At 72.9% G+C, this 26,965-nt stretch carries 13 protein-coding genes; 4 read left to right on the forward strand and 9 right to left on the reverse strand.

The window, feature by feature from the left end:
* Nucleotides 1-52: 52 nt before the first annotated feature.
* Together FHX73_RS33370 and FHX73_RS33375 are read right to left on the reverse strand one after the other, a co-directional pair.
* Nucleotides 53-2,089 (reverse strand): serine/threonine-protein kinase, encoded by a 2,037-nt coding sequence (locus FHX73_RS33370; RefSeq protein ID WP_145909685.1) that lies wholly within the window; start codon nucleotides 2,087-2,089, stop codon nucleotides 53-55.
* Nucleotides 2,090-2,286: 197 nt separating this feature from the next.
* On the reverse strand, nucleotides 2,287-3,111 hold the full coding sequence (locus tag FHX73_RS33375; RefSeq protein ID WP_145909686.1) for an alpha/beta fold hydrolase: 825 nt from the start codon (nucleotides 3,109-3,111) through the stop codon (nucleotides 2,287-2,289).
* Between the two features lie 99 nt (nucleotides 3,112-3,210).
* Between FHX73_RS33375 and FHX73_RS33380 the strand changes: the two genes are divergently transcribed.
* Nucleotides 3,211-3,900 carry a helix-turn-helix domain-containing protein gene (locus FHX73_RS33380; protein WP_246214034.1) on the forward strand — a complete coding sequence of 230 codons (690 nt, stop codon included), beginning with the start codon at nucleotides 3,211-3,213 and terminating at the stop codon, nucleotides 3,898-3,900.
* Between the two features lie 21 nt (nucleotides 3,901-3,921).
* Here FHX73_RS33380 and FHX73_RS33385 read toward each other — a convergent pair whose 3' ends face one another.
* The 6 genes from FHX73_RS33385 to FHX73_RS33410 all read right to left on the reverse strand — a co-directional run bounded on the left by FHX73_RS33385 (nucleotide 3,922) and on the right by FHX73_RS33410 (nucleotide 10,630).
* Entirely contained in the window at nucleotides 3,922-4,326 is a 405-nt protein-coding gene (locus FHX73_RS33385) for a VOC family protein (RefSeq protein ID WP_425461462.1), read from the reverse strand.
* An 89-nt stretch (nucleotides 4,327-4,415) separates the two neighbouring features.
* On the reverse strand, nucleotides 4,416-5,189 hold the full coding sequence (locus FHX73_RS33390) for an SDR family NAD(P)-dependent oxidoreductase (RefSeq protein WP_145909687.1): 774 nt from the start codon (nucleotides 5,187-5,189) through the stop codon (nucleotides 4,416-4,418).
* Between the two features lie 103 nt (nucleotides 5,190-5,292).
* Entirely contained in the window at nucleotides 5,293-6,162 is an 870-nt protein-coding gene (locus FHX73_RS33395; RefSeq protein WP_145909688.1) for a class I SAM-dependent methyltransferase, read from the reverse strand.
* A 144-nt stretch (nucleotides 6,163-6,306) separates the two neighbouring features.
* A complete protein-coding gene (locus tag FHX73_RS33400) occupies nucleotides 6,307-9,108 on the reverse strand; it encodes a molybdopterin-dependent oxidoreductase (RefSeq protein ID WP_145909689.1) in 2,802 nt (933 codons plus the stop codon).
* The gene (locus FHX73_RS33405; protein WP_145909690.1) at nucleotides 9,105-9,920 is read right to left on the reverse strand and encodes an FAD binding domain-containing protein; all 816 of its coding nucleotides are present in this window, start codon (nucleotides 9,918-9,920) and stop codon (nucleotides 9,105-9,107) included. The genes FHX73_RS33400 and FHX73_RS33405 overlap by 4 nt, the downstream gene beginning before the upstream one ends.
* Nucleotides 9,921-10,024: 104 nt before the next feature.
* Nucleotides 10,025-10,630, reverse strand: a complete 606-nt coding sequence (locus FHX73_RS33410) for a TetR/AcrR family transcriptional regulator (RefSeq protein WP_145909691.1) — start codon at nucleotides 10,628-10,630, stop codon at nucleotides 10,025-10,027.
* Nucleotides 10,631-10,747: 117 nt separating this feature from the next.
* Here FHX73_RS33410 and FHX73_RS33415 point away from each other — a divergent pair, with 117 nt between their 5' ends.
* Nucleotides 10,748-11,704 (forward strand): beta-ketoacyl-ACP synthase III, encoded by a 957-nt coding sequence (locus tag FHX73_RS33415; protein ID WP_145909692.1) that lies wholly within the window; start codon nucleotides 10,748-10,750, stop codon nucleotides 11,702-11,704.
* Between the two features lie 113 nt (nucleotides 11,705-11,817).
* Complete coding sequence (locus FHX73_RS33420; RefSeq protein ID WP_145909693.1) at nucleotides 11,818-12,573, forward strand: hypothetical protein; 756 nt, start codon at nucleotides 11,818-11,820, stop codon at nucleotides 12,571-12,573.
* A gap of 130 nt (nucleotides 12,574-12,703) precedes the next feature.
* On the opposite strand, the gene FHX73_RS33425 is transcribed toward FHX73_RS33420, so the two are convergent.
* Nucleotides 12,704-13,306 (reverse strand): TetR/AcrR family transcriptional regulator, encoded by a 603-nt coding sequence (locus tag FHX73_RS33425; protein WP_170305189.1) that lies wholly within the window; start codon nucleotides 13,304-13,306, stop codon nucleotides 12,704-12,706.
* A gap of 487 nt (nucleotides 13,307-13,793) precedes the next feature.
* Here FHX73_RS33425 and FHX73_RS47400 point away from each other — a divergent pair, with 487 nt between their 5' ends.
* Entirely contained in the window at nucleotides 13,794-26,963 is a 13,170-nt protein-coding gene (locus tag FHX73_RS47400) for a non-ribosomal peptide synthetase (protein WP_145909695.1), read from the forward strand.
* Nucleotides 26,964-26,965 lie beyond the last annotated feature (2 nt).

Below are 26,965 nucleotides of genomic sequence, written 5' to 3' on the forward strand. Positions count from 1 at the left end.
GCCTCATGCTTCGCACCGGGTGATCGTTCCGCAACTCCTGGGACACCTGGGCTCAGGAGGTCATGAACCACTCCTGGGCCTTGTCGCCGGGGGTGCAGGCGGTCATGGTGAGCTGCCGGCCCGAGCCGTTGTCGGTCAGGCAGTTCTGACCGTTCGCGCCGAAGGGCTCGATCAGCACGGCCCCGGAGGTGGTGGCGGGGGCCACCGAGAACTGGAGGGCGAAGTCCGAGGTGCCGCGCAGCTCCACGGTGGTCGGGCCGCCGGTCGTGTAGTTGAACGTGACGGCGAGCGGCGGGGAGGAGAGGTTGCAGGGGTAGAAGTACTCGCTCTGGTTGAAGATCCAGCCGTACTGGGTGTTCTCGTTCATCACCACGGCGGCGCCGCCGGCCAGCGAGCCGGCGAAGCCGAGCCGCAGGCCGTCGCCGACGTTGGTGATCGGGTGGGCGGCGCTGCACTCCGCGGGCGTGCTGGTGCCGCCGCCGGTGGAGCCGCCGCCCGAGGTGCCGGAGCCGGAGCCGCCGTTGGAGCCCGAGCCGCCGGCGCTTCCGGTGCCGCCGGTGGAGCCGCCGGGGTGGCTGCCGCCGCCGGTGGAGCCGCCGGTGCTCCCGCCGCTGGACCCGCCGGCCGCGCTGCCGCCGGTGCTACCGCCGGTGCGGGTTCCGCCACCCGTGGTAGCACCCCCGGCGGAGCCGCCCGCCGCGCCGCCGCCGGTGGAGCCGTTCGGCGCCTGGCCCGGCTGCGGGCTGCCCGGGCCGGCGGCCGGGCTGGACGGCGCGCCGGAGGACGGCGCGGCGGACGGGCTCGCGGGCGAGGGCGAGGGCGCGCCGCTGGACGACGGCGCGGGCGAGCCGCTGCCGCCCGGGCCGCCCGAGGGTGCGGCGCTCGCCGGGGTGCCGGGCGCGGCGCCGGGCGGGAGCGCGGCGTCGTGGTGGGTCGATCCGTCCTGGGTGAGCACGGCGAACAGCGCGGCGGCGGCGATCACGCAGGGGGCCAGCACGGCCGCGGCGACCCGGGTGCGGCGCTCCTTCCACCAGACGGGTTGCGGCAGGCCGATCACGGTCGGCACCGCCGAGAGCTCGTTGCCGGCGGTGCCGGCGTCGGGCTCGGTCCCGGCTGTCGCGGCGCTCGTCCGCTGCGCCGATCCGACGGCGCCGGCCGGGCCCGAGCCGCTCGCCTCGACCGTCGCCGCCCCGGCCACCGCGAGCGCCGCCGCCTCGGTCGCGGTCGGCTCGGGCAGTGGTTCCGGCTCGGGCTCGGCGATCCCGCGCGCGGCCCGGCGCGCCGCGGCCGCCATCGCGGCGGCGTCCGGGTGGCGCTGCCCGGGGTCCTTGGCGAGGGCCCGGGCGACGAAGGCGCGCACCGGCTCGGGGAACTCCGGCGGCAGCGCCGGCGCGGGCTCGCGGACGTGCTTGAGCACGATCTCCAGCACCGCTTCGCCGGTGAACGGCAGCTCGCCGGTGAGCAGCTCGTAGGCGACCACGCCGATCGAGTACAGGTCGGAGGCGGCCACCGTGCCCTTGCCCTCGGCCTGCTCGGGCGCCATGTAGAGGGCGGTGCCGAAGACCGAGTGGGAGGTGGTGATCTTCGTGCCGGCGAGTGCCCGGGCGATGCCGAAGTCGGTCACCTTGACCAGGCCGCTGCCGGTGAGCATCAGGTTGGAGGGCTTGAGGTCGCGGTGGACGATCTCCCGCTCGTGCGCGACCTGGAGGGCGTCGAGCGCCTGGGCGACGATGTCCAGCGCCTCCTCCACCGGCAGCTTGCCGCGCTCGCGCTGGACGGCGTCCAGCGGCCGGCCGTCGACCAGCTCCATGACGATGTAGGCGAGCCGCTCGGTGTCCTGCTGCTCGTCCTCGCCGTAGTCGTGGATGTCCACGATGCTCGGGTGGCTGAGCGAGGCCAGGATCCGGGCCTCGCGGCGGAAGCGGGCGGCGAAGTCCGCGTCGTCGAGCAGCGCGGGCAGCACGATCTTGACGGCGACCCGCCGCTCCAGCACCTGGTCCTCGGCGCGCCAGACCTCGCCCATCGCGCCGCCGCCGATCCGTTCGACCAGCGTGTACCGGCCTCCGAGGACCGTGCCCCGACTCCACATGTCCTGCTCCCCCTGCTCCGGAAATCCGTCCCCGAGAATTCATTGACTTGAAGCCAATGAAAAAGTCGCGTGTCGGCCCGGGCCCGCACTGCCCTGCGGGTCCACGCGCTCCACACATCCGCCGCGGCCGTCCGGTCGGGCCGCTCGAATGCGCTTCGAACACTACTGCAAGCGGTGGTCCGCCTACTGACGGAGGATCATCCGACCGCCGGCCGCTGACCTGGTGTCAGCCGGCGGGCGGCGTCCCGGATCGAGTCGGCCAGGGCCCCGGGGGCGGTCAGGTGGGCGATGTGGCCCTGGCCGGTGAGCGTGGTGGTGCGCGAGTGCGGCAGCACCGCCGCCAGGTCGGCCAGCCGCTCGCGCAGGTGCGCGGGGCTGAGGTCGCCCTCGACGAAGGTCACCGGTACCCCCAGCCCCGCGAAGCGCCCGATGCCGCGGCCGAGCGCGTCGAGCGCCTCGTCGTCCGCGATCTGCGCCGCCGCGTGCACGAGGAAGGCCTCCCGCGTCCGCGGGTCGGCGAGCATCGCGTCGACCAGGTCCGCGGGCATCCGGACCACGTCGCGAAGGTGGATCCGCACCGCCTCGACCAGGTCGCCGCGGTCCACCGCGGCGCGCGCCCGCGGCCCCGCCTCCCCCGCGACCGGCTCGGTGGTGGGCATCGGCGGTTCGTAGAGCCACAGGCCGGCGAAGGCCGACGGTGCCAGCAGCGCCGCCTCCAGCGCGGCGACCGCCCCCGAGGAGTGCCCCACCAGGAGCACGGGCGCCGCCAGCAGGGCGGCGACGGCGACGATGTCGGCGGCCTCGGTGGCCATCGAGTGGGGCAGCGCGATCTGCGCGCCGGGCAGGTAGATCCGCCGGCGGATCCTGACCACCCGGAAGTCGTCGACCAGGCGCCGGGCGACGCCGTCCCAACAGGTCACGTCCCCGCCGCCGGGGTGGACCACCAGCAGGGTCGGCCCGGCCCCGGTGTCGAGGGCGGTGACGGGGTGCCCGTCGTGGGAGTGCGTGCGGAGTTCGGTCATGGGGGCAAGCCTGCGACCGGGCGCCTGCATCGTGCTGACAGATCGCTGACACCGCGTCAGCCCCGGGCTCCGGGAGAGCGGAAGTAGCACAATGGCAGGGTGTACAGCGAGTGGCGGTCGACGGCGGTGCCGGGCGCGGTGCTCTGGTCCCAGCAGCGCGAGCGGGCCGCGACCGGCCCGGCGCGGGTGCTGCCGGACGGCTGCATGGACCTGATCTGGACCGGCCGGGAGCTGCTGGTGGCCGGCCCCGACACCACCGCCCACCTGGTGCCGGGGCGGGCCGGCGACCGCTACCTGGGCCTGCGCTTCGCGCCCGGCACCGCTCCGCTGGTCCTGGGCCTGCCGGCCAGCGAGCTGACGGACCAGCGGGTGCCGCTGGAGGCGCTGTGGCCCGGGCGCGCGGCCGAGCTGACCGAGCGCGTGTGGGCCGCGCCCGATCCCGCCGCCGCCCTGGAGCGGCTTGCGGTCGCGGCGGGCCCGCTGCGCCCGCAGGCGGTGCCCGAGGCGGTGCTGCGCGCGGTGCGCCGGGGCCGGCCGGTGGCCGCGATCGCCGCCGAACTGGCGCTCAGCGAGCGGCAGCTGCGCCGCCACTGCCTGGCCTCGTTCGGTTACGGCGCGAAGACGCTGGAGCGGGTGCTGCGGCTCGGCCGGGCGCTGGACCGGGCCCGGGCGGGCCGCCCGTTCGCCGAGGTCGCCGCCGGGACGGGCTACGCCGACCAGGCGCACCTCGCCCGCGAGGTCCGGGCGCTGACCGGCGTCCCGCTGACCCGGCTGCTGGCCGACGGCTGAGCCGGGTCGGGTCGGGTTGGATCAGGCGAGGCCCGCGAAGAGCTCGGCCGGGTTCCCGTCCGGGTCGTGCAGCACGGCGTAACGCTGGCCCCAGAAGGCGTCCCAAGGTGCCAGGTGGCCGTGGTGGCCGTCGGCGGTCAGCTCGGCGTAGAGCTGGTCCACCCCGGCCGGGGTGCCGCAGTCGAAGGCGAGCGCGACCCGGTGCCCGCCCTGCGGCGGCGACCACTGCGGGTCGAAGGAGCGCACGGTCTCCTCGGTGTCCCAGGCGAGCCGGAGCCCGCCGGGGAGCTTGACCTCGACGTGCGGCTCGCCGTCCGCTTCGGGCGCCAGCTCCAGGCCGAGCCGGCGGTAGAAGGCGAGCGAGGCCGCCATGTCGGCGACGACCAGGCCGATCAGGTCGATGCGGGGTTCCACGGTGACTGTCATGATCGCCACGCTAGCCGCGCACCCGGCCGCCGGTCTTGAACGAAACGGACACGCCCCGCACCGGGCCGGCCGGGTGGGTCGACGGCCCGTCAGGTCGCCGAAAAGCCGCCGTCCACGAAGATCGTCTGGCCGGTGACGTAGGCGCAGGCGTCGCCGGCCAGGAAGAGCGCGATGCCGGTGAAGTCGGCCTGTTCGCCGTTGCGGCCCGTCATGGTGCGGGCGGCCAGCGCCGCCACCCGGGCCGGGTCGCGGAAGACCGGCTCGGTCAGCGGGGTCTGCACGAAGCCCGGCGCGATCGCGTTGGCGCACACCCCGGCGGCCGACCAGGCCTCGGCCTGGGAGCGGGTGAGCGCGGCGATCGCCGCCTTGGAGACGCCGTAGGCGCCGCTGTTGCCGAAGGCGCGGATGGTCTGCTGGGAGCCGACGTTGATGATCCGGCCCCAGCCGCGCGCGGCCATCGCGGGCCCGTAGTGCTGGCCGAGCAGGAAGGGCGCGTCGAGGTTGACGGCCATGGTGACGTCCCAGTCGCTCTCGCTGAGTTCGTCCATCGGCGGGCGCAGGTTGATGCCGGCGGAGTTGACCAGGACGTCCACCGAGCCGTGCCGGGCGTCGGCCTGCCCGATCAGCTCGCGGACCCCGTCGCGGGTGGCCAGGTCGGCCCGGATCCAGTCGACCTCGCCGCCGAAGGCTCGGAAGTCGGCTGCCGTTTCCTCCAGTTGGTCCTCGCTGCGGGCGGCCAGCAGCACCCGTGCGCCGGCTCTGCAGAGCGCCTCGGCGATGGCCCGTCCGATGCCGGAGCTGCCGCCGGTGACCAGGGCGGTGCGGCCCTTGAGCGAGAACAGGTCGGCGAGGAAGGTGTCCAAGGTCGCTCCTTCGTGGGGTCCGGCGCCCGGCGGGCTCCGCGCGGTTCGACCTTAGACCGACCGGCGAATGGGGGGCGGCGTCGGCCCACGGGCCCGCGGGCCCTCAGCGGGGCCGGGCCTTGCGCAGTGCGCGGACCGCGACCGGCGGCAGCAGTTCCTTGGCCAACCGCCGGGCCGCCGAGGGCCCTTGGGGCCGGGGTGTCGGCACGGTCGCGGGCAGCAGCTTGGCCACGCCGCGCCCGGAGAGCCGGACCAGTCGGCGCCCGGCCACCTGGTCCACGTCCAGGTAGCAGTCCTCGGCGTCGCCGCCCAGGCCCAGCAGGCCGGTCTGCAGCGGCTCCGGGTCGTCCCAGGTGCCGTAGAGCTTCTCCGGGGTGACGCAGATCGGGTGCAGGCCGTGCCGGAAGACCGCCTCCCAGGTGGCGGCGGCCACGCCGGGGGTGTGCGGGGAGCGGAAGTCGTCGAGCACCACCACGCCGCCGGGCCCGAGCGCCCGCTTCGCGGTGCGGATGTCCACCGCGACGTGCTCGTACAGGTGCGAGGCGTCGATGTGCACGAACCGGCAGCTGCCGGCGGCTATCCGGTCGTCGCCGAGCACCGAGGTGGGCGCCTGCACGATGGTGGGCAGGGTGCTGTGGAAGGCCAGGTAGTTGCGCTCGAAGGCGGACCTGGTGAGCGTCTTGCGGTAGGACATCGCCATCTCGGCGGCGTTCTCGCCGTCGGGCGCCTGCGAGTCGAACAGGTCGCAGACCGTGAACTGCTCGCCGGGCCGCAGGTAGCGGCCCATCAGGATGGCGCTGCGGCCCAGGTAGCTGCCGAGTTCCAGCAGGTCGCCGCTGACTCCGGCGGCGCTCTGCCGCTCCAGCAGCCAGGCGAACAGCTGCTGGTCGATCGGCCAGAACCAGCCGGGGACGTCGTCCAGCGAGCGTGGCGCCGGCTGCTGTTCCAGGGGCGGGGTCGCGGTGGTGACCATGGAGGCTCCTCGGGTGATCGGGGCCGGCGCCACCGGTCGGTGACCGGTCGGGGGACGGCGCCGACCCCGAGGTGCGAGCGATCCTAGGACTCCCGGGTCCGCCTGAGAAGGGGTTGACCAGGTGGTTCGCGCTCGGTGCAGAAGCTATCCCCGAGTGCCGGGCTGCTTCGTGTCCGCCCGGCGCCGGTTCGCCTGCGCCCGGTGCCGCTCGATCGCCTGCCAGACCTTGTCGCGCAGGAACGGGGCCTCGGTGAAGCGCACGCCGGTGGCGTCGCGCAGCGCGTTGGCGAAGGCGGGCGGGACGGGGTTGAACGGGCTCTCGCTCATCGACTTGGCGCCCAGCGGGCCGATCGCGTCGGAGGTCTCGGAGAAGTGCACTTCGGTGCGCGGCACGTCGGCGAAGGCCGGCAGCCGGTAGCGGCGGAAGGCGGCGGTGGTGATCTGGCCGGCGTCGTCCATCAGCACCTGCTCGAACAGGGTGGCGCCGAGCGCCTGGGCCACCCCGCCCTCGACCTGGCCGCGGCACTGCATCGGGTTCATCACCCGGCCGGCGTCGGCGCCGTGCACGCTGCGCAGGATCCTCATCTCGCCGGAGTCCGGGTCGACGGCGATCCGGAACCACTGCGAGTTGAAGGCGATCGACCGGGGCGAGCCGCCGAAGTAGCCGTCGGCCTTCAGCTCGACGCCCTTGGCGCGCGCGGCCTCGAAGACCTCCTTGAGCGGGATCAGCCGGCCCTCGCACTCCACCGAGTCGGCGGTGAGGCGCAGTTGGCTGCGCGAGGTGCGGGCGTACTCGGCGGTGAAGGAGACGATCCGCTCGGCGAGCGCGTTGGCCGCCTTCATCACGGCCTTGCCCGCCACCACCGTGCCCGCCGAACCGAAGGCACCGGTGTCGTGCTTGACCACGTCGGTGTCGGACTGCCGGATGGCGATCCGGTCGACCGTGGTGCCGAGCGCGCCCGCGGTGATCTGCTTGTGCACGGTGGTGGTGCCGTTGCCGAACTCGGCGGTGCCCACCGCGATGTCGTAGCTGCCGTCCTCCAGCAACTGCACGGTGGCGTCCGCGATGTGGCCGCCGGGCGGGCCGCAGGCGATCGCCGACATCGCGAAGCCCTGGCCCACCAGCCAGCCCTCGGGGGCGAGTTCGGCGCTGGTGTCGTCGGCGAGGGCGTTACGGACCACGTCGAGGCACTGGTCGAGGCCGTAGCTGGCGATGTGCAGGTCCTCCTCCTCGCCGAGCGGTCCCTCCATGTGCTCGCCGGGGCCGATGATGTTCTTCTCGCGCAGCACCAGCGGGTCGAGGTCGAGCCGGCGGGCCAGTTCGTCCATCGCCGACTCGATCGCGAAGGTGACCTGGCCGAGTCCGTAGCCGCGGAACGCGCCGGCGGGCACGCCGTTGGTGTACACCGAGTAGGCGTTGACCTTCTTGTGCGGCGCCCGGTAGACGCCCATCGACTCGCCGATGCTGTGGAACATCACCGCCGGACCGTGGTTGCCGTACGCGCCGGTGTTGGAGACCACCCGGAACTGAATGGCCGTCAGGGTGCCGTCGGACTTGGCGCCGAGCTTCACCGTGATCTTGAACGGGTGCCGGGTGGTGGCGCCGTAGAACTGCTCGGGGCGGGTGAACTCCAGCTTCACCGGCCGGTGCAGCTTCATCGCGGCGAGCACCGCGATGTCCTCGGTGAGCATCTCCTGCTTGCCGCCGAAGCCGCCGCCGACCCGGCCGGCGACCACCCGGACCTTCTCCATCGGCAGGTCGTACAGGGCGCAGAGCGCGCGCCGGGTCAGGAACGGCACCTGGGTGCTGGAGCGCACCACGATCCGGTCCTCGCCGGTCTCGACCCCTTCCTCGTCGAGGGCCGGCTCGAAGTAGACGACGCAGCCGTGCGTCTCCAGGCTGGCGTGCTGCACCCGCTGGGTCTGGAAGGTCTCCTCGTACACCAGGTCGGCCTCGGCGAAGCCCTGGGCCACGTCGCCCATCTCGCCGTGCGCCTCGCCGCAGACGTTGGCCTCGGCGCGGGCGATCCGGGATTCGGGGCCCTTGGCGTGGATCACCGGGGCGCCGGGGGTCATCGCCTCCTCGGGGTCGAGCACGAACGGCAGCACCTCGTAGTCGACGATGATCCGCCGGCAGCCCTCCTCGGCCGCACCCTCGCTGTCGGCCACCACGGCGGCCACCCGCTGGCCGGCGAACCGGACCACGTCGTCCAGCACCCGGGTGTCGTCCGGGTCCTCGGTGGGGTGCTCGTGCCGGGCGGAGGAGTAGAGCCGCTCGGGGGCGTCGTGGTGGGTGAACACGGCGTGCACCCCGGGCACCCGCAGGGCGGCGGAGGTGTCGATCGAGCGGATCCGGGCGTGCGGGTGCGGGGAGCGCAGCAGCTTCATGTGCAGCAGCCCGTCCACCTCGATGTCGAAGGTGTAGCGCGCGGTGCCGGTGACCACCTGCGGGCCGGCCGGCGCGCCCAGGCTGCGGCCCACCGCCTGCCCGGCCTCGGGCAGTTCGGTGTGCCGCACGCCGCAGATCGCGTCCTCGATCGCCCGGTAACCGGTGCAGCGGCACAGGTTGCCCTTCAACGACCGGGGCAGGTCCGTCAGCTGACGCTCAGTCAGAGCACTGGTGGTCATCAGGAAGCCGGCCGTGCAGAAGCCGCACTGGAAGCCCTGGGCGTCCACGAACCGCTGCTGCATCGGGTGCAGTTCGCCCTCCGGGCTGGCCAGGCCCTCGACGGTGGTGACCGAGCGGCCCTCGGCCCGCAGTGCCGGGTAGAGGCAGCTGTGCACCGGCTCGCCGTCCACCTGCACGGTGCAGGCCCCGCAGTCGCCCGCGTCGCAGCCCTTCTTGACGCCGAACCAGCCGCGGTCCCGCAGGTAGGTGCGCAGGCACTGGCCGGGGCGCGGCTCGGCGTCGAAGTCCTGCTGGTTGACCCGGATCCGGAAGCTCATCGGTCCTCCTCCATGAGTTCGCGGCGGATCTCCTCGGCGAAGCGGAAGGTCATGTGCCGCCGCCACTGCGGGAGTCCGTGGATGTCGTCGAAGTACTCCTCGGGGCGCACGCCGAACTCGACCGCCTCGCGCACCGCCTCGGCGTTGGGCGGGAACGGGAAGCGCAGCTGGATCGGCCGCACGGTGGAGGCGGTGAGGGTGAGCGTGCAGGAGTCGTCCTGCGGGTCGCGCCGCCCGATCAGCAGCGCTCCGGAGCGGCCGAGGCCGTAGAGCGAGGCCTGCCGGAAGGCGGTGCGGGAGTCCAGCGCGCGGGCCGGCAGGGTGACCGCGCGCAGCAGCTCGCCCGGGCGCAGCACGTTGCGGCCCGCGCCGGTGACGAACTCGGCGACCGGCACCTCGCGGACGGCGCCGGACTGGGCCACCAGCCGGCAGACCCCGTCCAGCGCGGCGGCCAGCGAGATCATCGGCCCGGCCGGCAGCGAGTTGCACAGGTTGCCGCCGATGGTGGCCATGTTCCAGATCTTCCAGGAGGCCAGGAACGCGTGGCAGCACTGCTCGACCAGGACCGCGGCCGGCCGGTTCAGCGGGTGGCGGAAGAGCTGGGCGACGGTGCAGGTGGCGGCGATCTCCAGGCCGCCGTCGGGCGTCTCGGTGAGCGGCGGCCAGCCGGTGCGGCTCAGGTCGATCAGCCGGCGCAGGTGCGGTTGCGGCTCGGAGAACAGGTAGGTGCCCCCGCCGAGCCAGGCGTCACCCGGGCGCCAAGTCTCCCTCGACCGCGCGTCGCGCAGCTCCACCACGGTGTTCAGGTCCACGTCCACCTGCTCTTTTCGCCGAACTGATGCCGTGATTGAAGCAACGCGGCGCCGGGCGCCACGAGTGGTGGCGATCACCGAAGGGCGGGGTGCGGACTGGAGGATCAACCAGTGAGCAGGCGGTCCACGGCCCGGCGGGTGCGCTCGACGGCGGTCGGGTCGGCGTGCAGCTGGAGGGTGTGGTTGAGCGCGAAGTAGGCGCCGAGCAGTTCGAAGGCGAGCTGCTCGGGGTCGGCGTCACGGGGCAGTTCGCCGAGTTCGACGGCGGTGCGCAGGTCGGCGACCAGGCGGGCGCGCCAGTGCGCGTAGAGCCGGGCGACGGCGTCGTGCAGCGCTCCGGGCCGGGCGTCGAACTCGACGGCCGCCGTGGTGAACAGGCAGCCGCCGGGGAAGGCGCCGCGCTCGCGGACCAGGTAGTCGGCCCAGCCGGCGCAGACGGCGCGCAGGCGGGCGAGCCCGGGCGGGGCATCGGCCGCAGGCTGCCAGACCAGCTGTCCGAAGAGGTCGGCGGCGCCGTCCAGGGCGGCCAGTTGCAGCGCCTCCTTGGTGCCGAAGTGGCCGAGCACACCCGCCTTGCTCATCTCCAGGTCGCCGGCCAGCCGACCGATGGTCAGGCCTTCCAGGCCCTCCACCGAGGCGATCGCGACGCTGCGTTCGATGATGCGCTGCCGGGTGAGGCGGGCCTCGGCGGCGGACTTGCGTGGGCTCATGGGGTCGATGGTATCGGCCCGGGCGCCATTTAGCTTCCGATCGATCGGTTGCTATATTCCGGAGCACCGCTTCACCGCTTCACCGCTTCAGTGCTTGCCGAGCCGAGGAGGACCGCCGTGCCGGGTTCCCGCATCACCGCCATGGGCCACTACCAGCCGTCGCGGGTGCTGACCAACGACGATCTGGCGCGGATGGTGGACACCAGCGACGACTGGATCCGCCGGCGCACCGGCATCGCCACCCGCCGGATCGCCGCCGAGCACGAGACGGTGGCCGACCTGGCCACCGCCGCGGCCGCCAAGGCGCTCGCCGCCGCCGGCCTGGCGCCGGCCGAGATCGGCCTGGTCACCGTCGCGACCTGCAGCGCGATCGACCGCTGTCCCTCCACCGCCGCCCAGGTGGCCGGTCGGCTCGGCATCCCGGACGCCGTCGCCTACGACCTGAACAACGGCTGCGCCGGCTTCTGCACCGCGCTCGCCGCCGCCGACCACTCGGTACGGGCGGGCGCGGCCCGGCACGCGCTGGTGATCGGCGCCGAGAAGATGTCGGACCTGACCGACTGGACCGACCGGAGCAGCTGCGTGCTGCTCGGCGACGGAGCCGGCGCGGCCGTGCTCAGCGCGGTCTCCGAGCCGGGCGTCGGGCCGGGCGTCGGGCCGGTGGTCTGGGGCTCCGACCCGACCCGGGGTCAGGCCGTGCGCCTGCTGGACGACTGGCACCCGCGGTTCGCGCAGGACGGCCAGACCGTCTTCCGCTGGGCCACCACCGAGCTGCCCGCGATCGCGCTGGCCGCCTGCGAGCGGGCCGGGGTGGCCCCGAACGAGCTGGCCGGGGTGGTGACGCACCAGGCCAACCTGCGGATCATCGAGGCGCTGGTGCGCCAACTCGGGCTCGCCGACGACGCGGTGGTGGCGCGGGACGTGGTGGAGTCCGGCAACACCTCGGCCGCCTCGGTGCCGCTGGCGCTCGCCAAACTGGTCGAGCGGCGCGAACTGCCCGCCGGCGCACCGGTGCTGCTGCTCAGCTTCGGCGGCGGCCTGTCCTGGGCCGGCCAGGTGGTCGACTGCCCCTGAGCGCACCCGGAGCCCCGTTCGTGACGGCCGACACACCGTCAGCGCCGCACATTTGGCAGGATGGCGCCCGGGCCCGAGCGGCGGCCGGAGCGCGAGGACTGGGGAGGGCGACCGTGGCGGAGGTCAGCACGACCGGACGGGTGCGGTCGATCACCGTGCCGGGGCACGCGTACGGCTTCCCCGGGGTGGCCTTCGGCGGCTACCTGGCGGGCCTGCTGGCCCGGGAGTTCCCCGGGCTGCCCGCCAAGGTCTCGTTCCGCCGGCCCACCCCCGTCGGCCGCCCCGTGGAGCTGCGCGACGCCGGCCACGGCACCCGCGAACTCGCAGACGGGAGCGGAGCGTTGGCCACCGCCCGGCCGTGCGAGCCGGTCCGGGCGCCCGAGCGGGTGCCCGAGCGGGTGCCCGAGTGGCGCGAGGCCGAGCGGGCGGTGCGCCGGCAGGCCGCCGACGGCCCGCTGAACGGCGGCGACTGCTTCGCCTGCAACACGGGCCGCCCGATCGGGCGGGGCCTGCGCCAGCTCTTCGCGCCGCTGCCCGAGGCCTCCCAGTCGGTGGCCCTGTGGACCCCCGACCCGCAGCTCGCCCCGGATGCCGAGGAGTTGCCCGTCGAGCTGGTCTGGGCCGGGCTGGACTGCCCCGGCGGCTGGGTCTCCCGGCTGTTCGGCGGTGCGCCGGTGCAGACCGTGACCGCCTCGCTCGCCGCCACCGTGCTGCGCCCGGTCCGGATCGGCGTCGAGCACCTGGTCCTCGGCTGGCCGGTCACCAGCTCCGGGCGCAAGCACCTGGTCGGCAGCGCGATCCTGACCCGGGACGGCGAGTTGTGCGCGAGCGCCGAGGCGCTCTGGCTGACGCCCGGGCGGGCGGTCTGAGGGCTCGGGCCGCCGCCACCGTGGCGGCCGACCGGGCGGCTGCGGGCGCGCCTGACCCAGGCGGCGTTCGCCCCGGAGGTCAGGTGCACGATCATGGTCATGGCAACACATCCTAGCCAGTGACCCCGCGTCATCCCGCCGGGGTGGCCAGGAGTTCCGGGCCGCGCCCGCCGAGCACGGCCGCCAGCACCTCGGTCAGCGCCGCCAGGTCGCCGGCCAGGTCGAGCTCGGGCTCGACCAGCCACTGCAACTGGAGGCCGTCCTTGGCCGCCAGCAGGATCCGCGCCGCCCAGGCCGGGTCCACCGGGCTCGGCACCGCGCCGCCCGGCTCCGCCGCCGCCTCCCCGGAGACCGCGAGCGTGCGCGCCGCCCGCTCCCGCACCTCCCGATTGCGGCCCTGCAGGAAGGCGTGCGCGGGCTGGTCCGGCCCGGCCGCCGCCGCGGCCACCTCGGCGAACAGCCGCACCATGCCGGGGGTGGCCCGCCGCACCGTCCCACCGTCCTGGGTGTCCTGCGCGCCCGAGGCGAACCGCGCCTCCAGAGCCGCCGTCAGCAGGGCCTCGCGGCTGCCGAAATGGTGCAGCACCCCGGCGTCGGTCAGGCCGGCCCGTTGCGCTATGTCACGAACCGAGACCCCCCTACTGCCCGCCTCGGCATAGGCGGCCAGGGCGGCCTCGATGATCTGACGACGCTTCGCCAGGGTCTTCCGGTAGGGGCCACGGGGGCTGTTCACCCCTCGATTGTACGGTCCACCGGACCCGTTGGGGCAGCCACCGGCGTTACTTGAGGCTGTAGTTGACGATTCGTCAAATACCACGGCGGTCCCTGGGGGCGTCGTTGCCGTGGAGAATCATCACGAAACCCTGAGTGATCGAGTTCCGGACAATGACAGAACGGCGAGCTCACGCCGGTGCGGCGGCCCGGTTTGCCTACGACCTGGCTCAAAATGATCGTCAAATGGCTGCCGTTTGACCACTGATGTCGGATTTGCCGGGCAACCTGTGAGGTTTCTGACGATCAGAAACCTCACCCCGACAACTGCTTTTCCGGCGAACGTTTGGCTGGACTTCATCGGTACGCCAGACCCCGGTATCGGTCACCTCTGGTCATCACAGCACGTTGATCAACATCATGTAGCGTGACCGGGCCCTCAAGCCCAGGTAAAGCCACCACCGCGCACGGCCTCCCTGCCCCGCGCACGAACCGGAGCTCAGAAATCCATGTCCGACCCGAAGACCGTGAACTGGCCGCTCACCGCCGGGCAATCCGGCATGTGGCTGGCCCAGCAGCTCGCCCCGGAGAACCCCGCCATCCAGATCTCGGAGTGCATCGAGATCCACGGCGCGGTCGTGCCCGAGCTCTTCCTCGCCGCCATCCGCCGGCTGATGGAGGAGTTCCAGGCGTTGCGGCTCCGGTTCGAGACGGTCGACGGTGAGACCGTCCAGAGGCTGCTCCCGGCCTCCGACGACCAGATCCAGCTCTTGGACGTGAGCACGGCCGACGACCCATTGGCCACCGCTCTCGCCCACGCACGCGCAGAGCTGTCCAAGGTGCTCGACCTCCAGCACGGCCGACCCTACCGAACGATCCTCTTCCGACTCGGCCCCGACCACTGGCTCTGGTCCCAACGGGTGCACCACGCGGCAGCCGACGGCTACAGCGCCGTGCTGGCCGCCAACCGGATGCCCGAGCTCTACGCCGCGGAACTTGAGGGCCGCGAGCCCGACCAGGCTGCCGTTGTACCGACCTTCGCCGAACTGATCGAGGACGAAGCCGCCTACCGGAACAGCGACCAGTACCGCTCCGACCGCGAGTTCTGGCTGGCCACGCTGGCCGACCACCCGGAGCCGGCCCTGCTGGCGGCCGGGCACGCCATGCCCTCACACACCCACCTGCGGCACGAGCTGGTCCTCGATGCTGCCGAAGCCCAGACCCTGCACGCGGCCGCCCGCCGACTGGGCGTCAGCCGCTCGGTGCTGATGATCGCGGCAGCCGCCCTCTACACCGCCCGGCTCACCGCCACGACCGAGGTCGTGCTCGGACTCCCGGTCACCGGCCGGGCCGGACGGGTGGCCCGCACGGCATGCGGCCAGTTCGCCAACATGCTGCCGCTGCGGATATCCATCCAGCCCGGAGCGGGCCTGGCCGCACTGGCCAAGCAGGTGAGCGCCACCGCCCGCACCGCGCTGCGCCACCAGCGGTACCGCCTTGAGGAGATGCGGCGCGAACTGCCCGGCACCGGCCCGCTGGTGGGTCCGTCCGTCAACCTGATGACCTTCGACTACGACCTGACCATCGGCGGCCACCGCACCACCGTGCACAATCTGACCAGCGGCCAGGTGAACGACCTCAACTTCCTGCTCTACGACCGGCAGTCCGGTGACGGCGTCAGACTCGTCGTGGACGCCAACCCGGCGCTCTACGACGCGGCCGAGGTAGCCGCGCACGCCCATCGGTACCGCCGCCTGCTGGCCACCGTCGCGGCGGCCGGGCCGGAAGCCCGGCTCGGTTCGATCGACCTGCTCGACGACGAGGAGCGGCACCGGATCCTGACGGAGCGGAACAACACCGCAGCACAGGTGCCGCCGGGAACGCTGCCCGAGCTGTTCGAGGCCCAGGCGGCGCGGACGCCGGACGCGGTCGCGGTCCGGTTCGAGGATACGGCGCTCAGCTACGCGGAACTCGACAGCCGGGCGAACCGACTGGCACGCCACTTGGTGGAGCGTGGCGTGGGTGCGGAGTCGGTCGTGCCGGTGGTGCTGAAGCGTTCGGTCGAGATGGTCGTGGCGCTGCTCGGCGTCGTGAAGGCCGGCGGCGCGTACCTGCCGGTCGACCCGGAACTGCCCGCCGAGCGGATCGAGTACCTGCTGTCGGCGGCGACCGCCGAGCCGGTGACGCTCGAAACCGTCGAACTCTCGCGATCGGGTGACGACTCGAACCTGACGGACCGTGGCATCACGGGTGCGAGCCCGGCCTACGTCATCTTCACGTCCGGCTCCACGGGCAGACCCAAGGGCGTGGTCGTTCCGCACGCGGGCATCGTGAACCGCCTGGCTTGGATGCAGTCCGAGTACGGCCTGACCGCCGAGGACCGGGTACTGCAGAAGACCCCGTTCGGATTCGACGTCAGCGTCTGGGAGTTCTTCTGGCCGCTGCTGGAGGGCGCCACCCTCGTCGTGGCCCGCCCCGGCGGCCACCGCGACCCCGCCTACCTCGCCGAGCTGATCCAGGCCGAGGGCATCACGGTCACCCACTTCGTGCCCTCCATGCTCCAGTCCTTCGTCACCGAGCCCGGCGCCGCCGCCTGCACCGGCCTGCGCGCCGTCATGTGCTCCGGCGAAGCCCTGCCCGCCGACCTGCGCGACCAGTTCCTGCGGCTGCTCCCCGGCGTGGGCCTGCACAACCTCTACGGCCCCACTGAGGCATCGGTCGACGTCACCTCCTGGGACTGCGCCACCCCCTCCGACACCGTCCCCATCGGTGCCCCCGTGTGGAACACCCAGGTCTACGTGCTGGACCCCGCCCTCGCACCGGTACCGAACGGAGTACCGGGCGAGCTCTACCTCGCCGGCGCCCAGCTCGCGCGCGGCTACCTCGGCCGCCCCGGCCTGACCGCCGAGCGCTTCGTCGCCAACCCGTACTCCCCGGGCGAGCGGATGTACCGCACCGGCGACCTCGCCCGCTGGAACCACGACGGCGCACTCGAATACCTCGGCCGCACCGACGACCAGGTCAAACTGCGCGGCTTCCGCATCGAACTCGGCGAGATCGAGACCGCACTGACCGCGTACCCCAACGTCGGCCAGGCCGCCGTCCTGCTCCGCGAAGAGCGGCTCGTCGCCTACCTCGTCGCACCCGCCGACCTCGACACCGCCGACCTGCGCACCCACCTCGCCCGCACCCTGCCCGAGTACATGATCCCGGCCGCCTACGTCGTCCTCGACGCCCTCCCGGTGACCGTCAACGGCAAACTCGACCGACGCGCCCTCCCCGACCCCGAGCTCGCACCCGGTGCCGGTTACCGAGCTCCGGCGACGGTGCGCGAGGAACTCCTGTGCGCCGCCTTCGCCGAGGTGCTGGGTCTGGCGCGGGTGGGTGTGGACGACGACTTCTTCGAGCTGGGCGGGCACTCCCTGCTCGCCACTAGGCTGGCCGGTCGGGTGCGTACCGTGCTCGGCGTCGACCTGCCGATCCGGCTGGTCTTCGAGGCGCCGACTGTCGCTGCCCTCGCCGAGCACCTGGACGGCGCGACCAGCGAGCGCCCGGCCCTGGTCGCCGCCGAGCGACCCGAACTGCTGCCGCTGTCCTTCGCCCAGCAACGCCTCTGGTTCCTCAACGAGTTGGAGGGGCCCAACGCCACCTACAACTCCCCGATGGCACTGTGCCTTTCCGGCCCGATCGACGCAGCCGCACTCGACGCGGCACTGCACGACGTGGTGACCCGGCACGAGGTACTGCGCACCACCTTCGGCGTGGTGGACGGCCGGCCGGTGCAGCAGATCCTCACGGTCGACCCCGCAGCTCCGCTGCTGAGTCTCTCCACCTTCGACGAGCAGGCGTTCACCGCGACCATCCGACGCCCCTTCGACCTCACCACCGAACTCCCGCTGCGGGCCTCACTCTTCACCCGCAGCGAGCTGGACCACGTACTGCTGGTCGTGGTCCACCACATCGCGGGCGACGGCTGGTCACTCGCCCCACTGGCCCGGGACCTGTCGACTGCTTACGAGGCCCGGCTGGGTGATGCGGCACCGCAGTGGGCGCCACTGCCGGTGCAGTACACGGACTACGCACTCTGGCAGCGCGAACTGCTGGGCGAGACAGCCGACCCAGACAGCGAACTCGCACGCCAGCTCGACTACTGGCGCACGACACTGTCCGACCTCCCGGAGGAACTGGCCCTGCCGACCGACCGACCGCGCCCGGCCGTCGCCGGTCACGTGAGCGGCTCGGTCGAACTCGCCGTTCCGGCACAACTGCACGCCCGCCTGGTGGAGTTGGCGCGAGCCGAGAGTGTGACGGTGTTCATGGTCCTGCAGGCGGCACTGGCCGTGCTGCTCTCCCGCCTCGGCGCCGGCACCGACATCCCGATCGGCACCCCCATCGCCGGACGCACCGACGAGGCCCTGGACGAGCTGGTCGGCTTCTTCGTCAACATGCTGGTGCTGCGCACCGACCTGGCCGGTGACCCGACCTTCACCGAACTGCTGGGCCGGGTCCGGAACTCGGGGCTCGACGCGTTCGCCCACCAGGACGTCCCGTTCGAGCGCCTGGTCGAGGAACTCTCCGCCACCCGCTCGATGGCCCGCCACCCGCTCTTCCAGGTGATGCTGGCCCTGCAGAACAACCAGCGCGCCACGCTGGAACTGGCCGGCCTCGACGTCTCACTCTTCCCCGTGGGCCCGGAAGCAGCACGATTCGACCTCTCGTTCACGCTCGGCGAGCCCGCAGAAGGCACCGGTCTGGTGGGCGAACTTACCTACTCCACCGACCTGTTCGACCAGGCGTCCGCCGAGGCGATCGCCGAGCGGTTCATACGGGTGCTGGATGCGGTGGTCGCGGCTCCGCAGCGGAAGGTCGACTCGGTCGACATCCTGGGCGAGGCCGAGGTCGCACTGCTGGAATCGTGGAACTCCACGGGGCAGACAGTAGCGGCCGGAACACTGCCGGACCTGTTCGAAGCCCAGGTCGAGCGAACGCCGGACGCGGTGGCGATCACCTTCGAAGGCATGTCTCTGACGTACCGCCAGTTGAACAGTGAAGCCAATCAGTTGGCACGTCACCTGGTGACGGAGCGGGGTATCGGCGTAGGTCACCGGGTGGCCTTGGCCCTGCCCCGATCCAGCTCCTACGTGGTTGCCATGCTCGCGGTCCTGAAGGCCGGCGCGGCCTTCGTGCCGGTGGACCCCGGTTACCCGAGCGAGCGGATCGCCTATCTGCTCGCCGATTCCGCGCCCGCCCTGGTGCTGACCGACCGGCACGCCACACTGCCCAGCTCGGCGCCCCAACTGCTCGTGGACTCCCTGGAGCTGAGCGAACTACCGGGCACCAACCTGACCGGTGCGGAGCGCCTGGAGCCGCTGCACACCGACCATCCCGCCTACGTCATCTACACCTCCGGCTCCACCGGACGCCCCAAGGGTGTCATAGTCCCGCACCGCGGCCTGGCCGGCTTGACCACCAGTCAGATCGAGCGCTTCGCCGTCCAACCCGACAGCCGGGTCCTGCAGTTCGCCTCCACCAGCTTCGACGCCGCAGTCTCCGAACTCTGCATGGCCCTGCTCGCGGGCGCCACCGCCGTTCTCGCCCCCGCCGCACGACTCGCCCCGGGAAACCCGCTCATCGAGCTCGCTGCCGAACAGCGCGTCACCCACGTCACCCTACCTCCAGCCGTGTTGACCGTCCTCCCGGCCGATGCCCTGCCCACCGTCACGGTCCTGGCCACCGCAGGCGAGGCCTGCCCGGCTGCCCTCGTCACCCGCTGGGCGCCCGGCCGACGCATGATCAACGCCTACGGACCCACCGAGGCCACCGTCTGCGCCACCATGAGCGACCCGCTCGCCCCGGGCACCGGCGCTCCCCCGATCGGCCGTCCCATCACCAACGCCCAGACCTACGTCCTCGACCCAGGTCTCAGGCCCACGCCGATCGGAGTGCCGGGCGAGCTCTACCTGGCCGGCGACGGCATCGCCCTCGGCTACCTGGGCCGCCCCGGCCTGACGGCCGAGCGCTTCGTCGCCAACCCGCACGCCCCCGGCCAGCGGATGTACCGCACCGGCGACCTGGCCCGCTGGAACCGCGACGGCGCACTGGAGTACCTCGGTCGTACCGACGACCAGGTCAAGCTGCGCGGCTTCCGCATCGAACTCGGCGAGATCGAGGCCGCACTGGGTGAGCACCCGAAGGTCGGCCAAGCCGCCGTCCTGCTCCGCGAAGACCGGCTGGTCGCCTACCTGGTCGCCCCCTCCGACCTCGACACGGCCGACGTGCGCACCCACCTCGCCCGCACCCTGCCCGAGTACATGGTCCCGACCGCCTACGTCGTCCTCGACGCCCTCCCGGTGACCGTCAACGGCAAACTCGACCGACGCGCCCTCCCCGACCCCGAGCTCGCCTCCGGTGCCGGTTACCGCGCTCCGGCCACCGCGCACGAGGAACTGCTCTGCGCCGCCTTCGCCGAGGTCCTCAGGCTGGACCGGGTCGGCCTGGACGACAACTTCTTCGAACTCGGCGGCCACTCCCTCCTCGCCGTCACCCTGGTCGAGCAACTCCGGGCCAGTGGTGTGCAACTGAACGTGCGTGCGCTGTTCGCCACCCCGACCGTGGCCGGCCTGGCCGGCGCGACCGCGCCCGCTGCCCACGACGTCGTCGTGCCGCCGAACCTGATCCCGGCCGGCGCAACCGAGCTGACGCCCGAGATGCTGCCGCTGGCCGACCTGACGGCCGGCGAACTCGCCCGCATCGTCGCCGAGTTCCCGGGCGGCGCGGCCAACATCGCCGACATCTACCCGCTCGCCCCGCTCCAGGAGGGGATCCTCTTCCACCACCTGCTCACCGCAGGCGGCGAGGACGTCTACGTCATGCCGACCGTGCTGCGCTTCGACTCGCGCGCCCGGCTCGACGCCTTCCAGCACGCCCTCCAACTCGTCGTGGACCGCCACGACGTGCTGCGCACCGCGATCCTCCACGAAGGCCTCGACCAGCCCGTCCAGGTGGTCGCCCGGCACGCCGAACTCAAGGTCGAAACGGTCGAGTTGGACCCGGCTGCCGGAGACCCGGTGGCCCAGCTCACCGTCGACGGCCGCGCCCCGATGGACCTCACCCGGGCGCCGCTGCTGCACACTCGCACGGCCGCCGAGCCCGGCACCGGCAAGTGGCTGCTGCTGATCCGTCAGCATCACCTGGTGCTCGACCACACCGCGCTGGAGGTGCTGCTCTCCGAGATCTGCACGATCCTCGACGGCGACCCGGCCCAGCTCCCGGCACCGCTCCCGTACCGTGACTTCGTCGCCCAGGCCCGACTGGGCATGCCCGCCGAGGAGCACGAACGCTACTTCGCGAACCTGCTCGGCGATGTCACCGAACCGACCGCGCCGTACGGGGTGCTGGACGCCCACGGCGACGCCACCACCGTCGCCGAGTTCCGCACCACGGTCGACCCGGCGCTGGCCGTCCGCCTGCGCGAGAGCGCCCGCCGACTCGGCGTCAGCCCGGCCGCGCTCTTCCACCTCGCCTTCGCCCGCATGGTCGCCGCGACCTCCGGCCGCGACGACGTGGTCTTCGGCACCGTGCTGTTCGGCCGGATGAACGCCGGCACCGGCGCAGACCGGGTGCCCGGCCTCTTCATCAACTCCCTGCCGATCCGGGTGAACGCCGGCCGCGTCCCGGTCGCCGCGGCCCTGCACGGCCTGCGCACCCAGCTCGCCGACCTGCTGGTGCACGAGCACGCCCCGCTCGCCCTCGCCCAGCAGGCCAGTGGGATCGGCGGCGGAGCGCCGCTGTTCACCTCGCTGCTGAACTACCGGCACAGCGCCGCCCCGGAGACGGCCACCGCGCAGGCCGGGCCCAGTGGCATCACCGTGCTGCACAACCAGGAGCGGACCAACTACCCGCTGACCCTCTCGGTGGACGACCTCGGTTCGGGTTTCCAGCTCACCGCCCAGACGATGGCACCGATCGCCGCAGACGCGGTGTGCGAGCTCGTGCGCACGGCGCTGGAGAGCCTGTGCGCCCTGCTGGAGGACGAGCCGCAGGCCCCGGTGGCCGCCGTCGAGGTCCTGCCCTCCCAGCAAAGGGAGTTGCTGGCCGGCCGGCACGGCGCGGTGGTGGAGCGGTCCGGGGGATCGCTCCCGGAGCTGTTCGAGACGCAGGTGGCCCGGACACCGGAGGCGGTCGCCGTCCGCTTCGAGGACGAGGCCGTCACGTATGCGGAGTTGAACGCTCGCGCGAACCAACTGGCGCACTTGCTCGTGGAGCACGGCGTGGGCTCGGAGTCGGTCGTGCCGGTGGTGATCGAGCGATCGGTCGAGATGGTCGTGGCGCTGCTGGGTGTGGTGAAGGCGGGCGGCGCTTACCTGCCGGTGGACCCGGAGCTCCCGGCGGAGCGGATCGAGTACCTGCTGTCGGCGGCGACCGCCGAGCCGGTGACCCGTGAGATCGTCGAGGTTTCGCGTGAGCGCGAAAGCTCGGAGCTGACGGACCGTGCCATCACTGGCAGCAGCCCGGCCTACGTCATCTTCACCTCGGGTTCGACCGGCAAGCCCAAGGGCGTGGTCGTCCCGCACGCGGGGATCGTGAACCGGTTGGCGTGGATGCAGTCCGAGTACGGGCTCACGCCCGCCGACCGGGTACTGCAGAAGACTCCGTACGGTTTCGACGTCAGCGTCTGGGAGTTCTTCTGGCCACTGCTGGAGGGCGCGACCCTGGTGATGGCCCGTCCGGGCGGCCACCGCGACCCGGCCTACCTGGCCGAGCTGATCCAGGCCCAGGGCATCACGGTCACCCACTTCGTGCCCTCCATGCTCCAGGCGTTCGTCACCGAGCCTGCGGCCGCCGACTGCACCGGACTGCGCGCTGTCATGTGCTCCGGCGAGGCCCTGCCGGCCGATCTGCGGGACCGGTTCCGCGACACCCTGCCCGGCGTCGGTCTGCACAACCTGTACGGCCCCACCGAGGCGTCGGTCGACGTCACCTTCTGGGACTGCGCCACCCCCTCCGACACCGTCCCCATCGGCCACCCGGTCTGGAACACCCAACTCCACGTCCTGGACGCCAACCTCGACCCCACCCCCGTCGGCGTCCCCGGCGAGCTCTACCTCGCCGGCGTCCAGCTCGCGCGCGGCTACCTCAACCGCCCCGCCCTGACCGCCGAGCGCTTCATCGCCAACCCCCACACCCCCGGCCAGCGGATGTACCGCACCGGCGACCTCGCCCGCTGGAGCCACGACGGCGCACTCGAATACCTCGGCCGCACCGACGACCAGGTCAAACTGCGCGGCTTCCGCATCGAACTCGGCGAGATCGAGACCGCACTGACCGCGTACCCCAACGTCGGTCAGGCCGCCGTCCTGCTCCGCGAAGAGCGGCTCGTCGCCTACCTCGTGGCGTCAGCCGACCTCGACACCGCCGACCTGCGCACCCACCTCGCCCGCACCCTGCCCGAGTACATGATCCCGGCCGCCTACGTCGTCCTCGACGCCCTCCCGGTGACCGTCAACGGCAAGCTCGACCGCCGCGCCCTCCCCGACCCCGAGCTCGCACCCGATTCGGGCCGGGCACCGCGCAACCCGCGGGAGGAACTGCTCTGCGAGCTGTTCGCGCAGATCCTCGGCCTCACCCACGTCGGCATCGATGACAGCTTCTTCGAGCTCGGCGGCCACTCCCTGCTCGCCACCCGCCTGGTGAGCCGGATCCGCGCCGTCCTCGACGTGGAGGTGCCGATCCGCACGCTCTTCGAGGCCCCGACCGTCGCCGCGCTGGCCGCGCGACTCGACGGCGGGACCGCACGCCGTCCGCGCTTGACCGCAACCCCTCGCCCGGAGCGCGTGCCGCTCTCCTTCGCTCAGCAACGCCTCTGGTTCCTCGGCGAGTTGGAGGGCCCGAGCACGACCTACAACATCCCGCTCGCGCTGCGCCTGACCGGCCCGCTCGACGTCGCGGCGCTGGAGGCGGCCCTGCACGACGTGGTGGCCCGGCACGAGGTGCTGCGCACGGTCTTCCCGGTGCTGGACGGCGAGCCCGTGCAGCGGGTGCTTACGGCCGAGGCGATCGGCTCCCTGCTCACCATCGGCCGCCCCCCGGCCGACCCCGTCTTCGACCTGCACAGCGCGCCTCCCCTGCACGCCTGGCTGCACCAGCTCGGCGAGACCGAGCACGAGTTGCACCTGATCCTGCACCACATCGCAGGCGACGGCTGGTCACTCGCCCCGCTCACCCGCGACCTCTCCACCGCCTACACCGCCCGACTTGCCGGCACGGCGCCCCAGTTCATGGACCTACCGGTCCAGTACGCCGACTACGCGGGCTGGCAGCGCACGCTGTTGGGCGACGGCGCGGACCCCACCAGCCTCCTCGCGCAGCAACTCGGCTACTGGCGCACTGCGCTGGCCGACCTGCCGGAGGAACTCGCCCTCCCGACCGACCGACCGCGCCCGGCCCTCGCCGGTCACCGGGGTGGCACCGTCCAGCTCCGCATCCCGGCCGAACTGCACACCCGGCTGGCCGCGTTGGCACGCGCCGAAGGCGTGACGCTGTTCATGGTGCTGCAGGCGGCGCTGGCCGTGCTGCTCTCCCGCCTGGGCGCGGGCACCGACATCCCGATCGGCACGCCCGTCGCGGGTCGCACCGACGAGGCGATGGACGACCTGGTCGGCTTCTTCGTCAACACCCTGGTGCTGCGCACCGACCTGACCGGTGACCCCAGCTTCACCGAACTCCTGGCCCGCGTCCGCGAGTCCGGCCTGGCCGCCTTCGCGCACCAGGACGTCCCCTTCGAGCGCCTGGTCGAAGACCTCGCCCCCGCCCGCTCGATGGCACGCCACCCGCTCTTCCAGGTCATGCTGGCCCTGCAGAACACGGCCGGAGCCTCGGCCGAGCTGCCCGGGCTGGAGATCTCCGCACTCCCCCGGCCGGTCGCCGCGGCCAAATTCGACCTGTCGCTGGACCTGACCGAGTCGGCCGCGGGCGCGGGCATGAGCGGCGAGCTGATCTACTCGACCGATCTGTTCGACCAGGGGACCGCCGAGTCGATCGCCGCACGGTTCCTGCGGGTGCTGTGCGCGGTGGCCGAGGCCCCGGAGCGCAAGGTCGGCTCGGTCGACCTGCTGAGCGGGGCGGAGCTCGCCCAGCTGCAGGACTGGAGCGCGAGCGCGCACGAGGTGCCGGCGGTGACGCTGCCGCGCCTGTTCGAGGCGCAGGCGGCCCGCACCCCCGACCGGATCGCGGTCACCTTCGAGCGCGAGTCCCTGACGTACCGCGAGTTGAACCAGCGGTCCAACCAGCTGGCCCGGCACCTGGTCACGGAGCGGGGCATCGGCCCGGGCCGGCTGGTCGCCCTGGCCCTGCCCCGCTCCAGCTCCTACGTGGTCGCCCTGCTCGCGATCATGAAGGCCGGCGCGGCCTACGTGCCGGTCGACCCCGGCTACCCGAGCGAGCGGATCGCCTACCTGCTCGCGGACTCCGCACCCGCCCTGGTGCTGACCGACTGGCAGACCGCACTGCCCGCCGCGGCGCCCCGACTGCTGCTGGACTACCTGGAGTTGAGCGGACGGCTGAGCCAACTGCCGGCCGGCAACCTGACCGATGCGGAGCGACTGGCGCCGCTGCGCGCCGACCATCCCGCCTACGTGATCTACACCTCCGGCTCCACCGGACGCCCCAAGGGCGTGCTGGTTCCGCACCGCGGCCTGGCCGCCATGACCACCAGTCAGATCGAGCGCTTCGCCGTCGAACCCGACAGCCGGGTCCTGCAGTTCGCCTCCACCAGCTTCGACGCCGCGATCTCCGAACTCTGCATGGCCCTGCTCACGGGTGCCACCGCCGTGCTGGCCCCGACCGCGCGGCTCGCCCCCGGCACCCCGCTGATCGAGCTCGCCGCCGAGCAGCGGATCACCCACGCGACCCTGCCCCCGGCCGTGTTGGCCGTCCTGCCGGTCAACTCCCTGCCCACCATCACCACCCTGGCCACCGCCGGCGAGGCCTGCCCGGCTGCTCTCGTGCCCCGCTGGATGCCCGGACGCCGCATGATCAACGCGTACGGGCCCACCGAGGCCACCGTCTGCGCCACCATGAGCACCCCGCACGCCCCGGACACCGGAACGCCCTCCATCGGCCGGCCGATCGCCAACTCCCAGGCCTACGTGCTCGACTCCGGCCTCAAGCCCACGCCGGTCGGGGTGCCGGGCGAGCTCTACCTGGCCGGCGACGGCATCGCCCTCGGCTACCTGGGCCGCCCGGGGCTGACCGCCGAACGCTTCGTCGCCAACCCCTTCTCCCCCGGCACCCGGATGTACCGCACCGGCGACCTGGCCCGCTGGAACCGGGCCGGCAACCTCGAATACCTCGGCCGCACCGACCAGCAGGTCAAGGTCCGCGGCTTCCGGATCGAACTCGGCGAGATCGAGGCCGCACTGGTCGAGCACCCGAAGGTCGGCCAGGCCGCCGTCCTGGTCCGCGAGGACCAGCCGGACGACAAGCGGCTGGTCGGCTACCTGGTGCCGGGCGAGGCGGGCGGGCCGGATCCCGAACTGCTGCGCAAGGAGCTGGCCGAGCGGCTGCCCGCCCACCTGGTGCCGAGCGCCCTGGTGGTGCTGCCGGCCCTGCCGCTGACCCCGAACGGCAAGCTCGACCGCAAGGCCCTGCCCGCCCCCGCGGAGTCGGCCGACCAGGTCGGCCGGGCCCCGGCGAGTGAGCTGGAGCGGCAGTTGGCCACCGCCTTCGGGGAGGCACTGGGCCGCGGACCGGTACCGGTGGAGGCGGACTTCTTCGCCCTCGGCGGCCACTCGCTGCTGGCCACCCGACTGGTCGGGCAACTGCGCACCGAGCTCGGCCTGGAGCTGAACCTGCGCGACCTGTTCGAGGCCTCCTCGGTGGAACGGCTGGCCGACCGGCTCGGCGCGGGCTTCCTGCCGGCGGTCGACGACACGACCGGCGGGTTGGGCGTCGGCCAGCTCAACGGGCCGGGCGACCTGGCCGAACCGTTCGCGCCGATGCTGGCGCTGCGCGAGGGCGACACCGGGCTGCCACCGCTGTTCTGCGTGCACCACGGTTACGGCATCGGCTGGTCGTACCGCGGCCTGGCCGAGCAACTGACCGACGGCCGACCGCTCTACGCACTGCAGTCCCGCGACCTGCGCGAGCAGGACGGACTGCCGCAGAGCGTGGAGGCGATGGCCGCCGAGTACGTCGAGCAGATCCGGGCGGTCCAGCCGATCGGCCCGTACCACCTGCTCGGCTGGTCCTTCGGCGGCGCGGTGGCGCACGCGATGGCGACCCAACTGCAGGCGGCCGGCCAGCAGGTGGCACTGGTCGCGGTGTTGGACAGCTATCCTGGAATCGAATCGCCGCTGCCGACGGCCGAGTCGGTCCGCGAGTCGGTGCTGGAACTGGCGCCGATGCTCAGCACCGAGCAGGTCGACGTGTTCACCCGCACCCTGCTGCGCAGTGCCCGGCTTCTCTCCGACTGGACCCCGGGGCGGTTCAACGGGAACCTGCTCTTCTTCACCGCCTTCGAGGACCGCCCCATCGAGGCTCCCACGTCGGGGAATTGGCGCAAGTACTACAGCGGCATGATCATGGACACCCCAGTCCACACCACCCACGACTCCATGACCAACCCCCTCGGCCTCGCCGAGATCGGTGCGGCCCTGCGGGCGGTGCTGGCGCAGAGCTGAGC

The sequence above is a fragment of the Kitasatospora viridis genome (genome assembly GCF_007829815.1).
GTDB classification, from domain to species: domain Bacteria; phylum Actinomycetota; class Actinomycetes; order Streptomycetales; family Streptomycetaceae; genus Kitasatospora; species Kitasatospora viridis.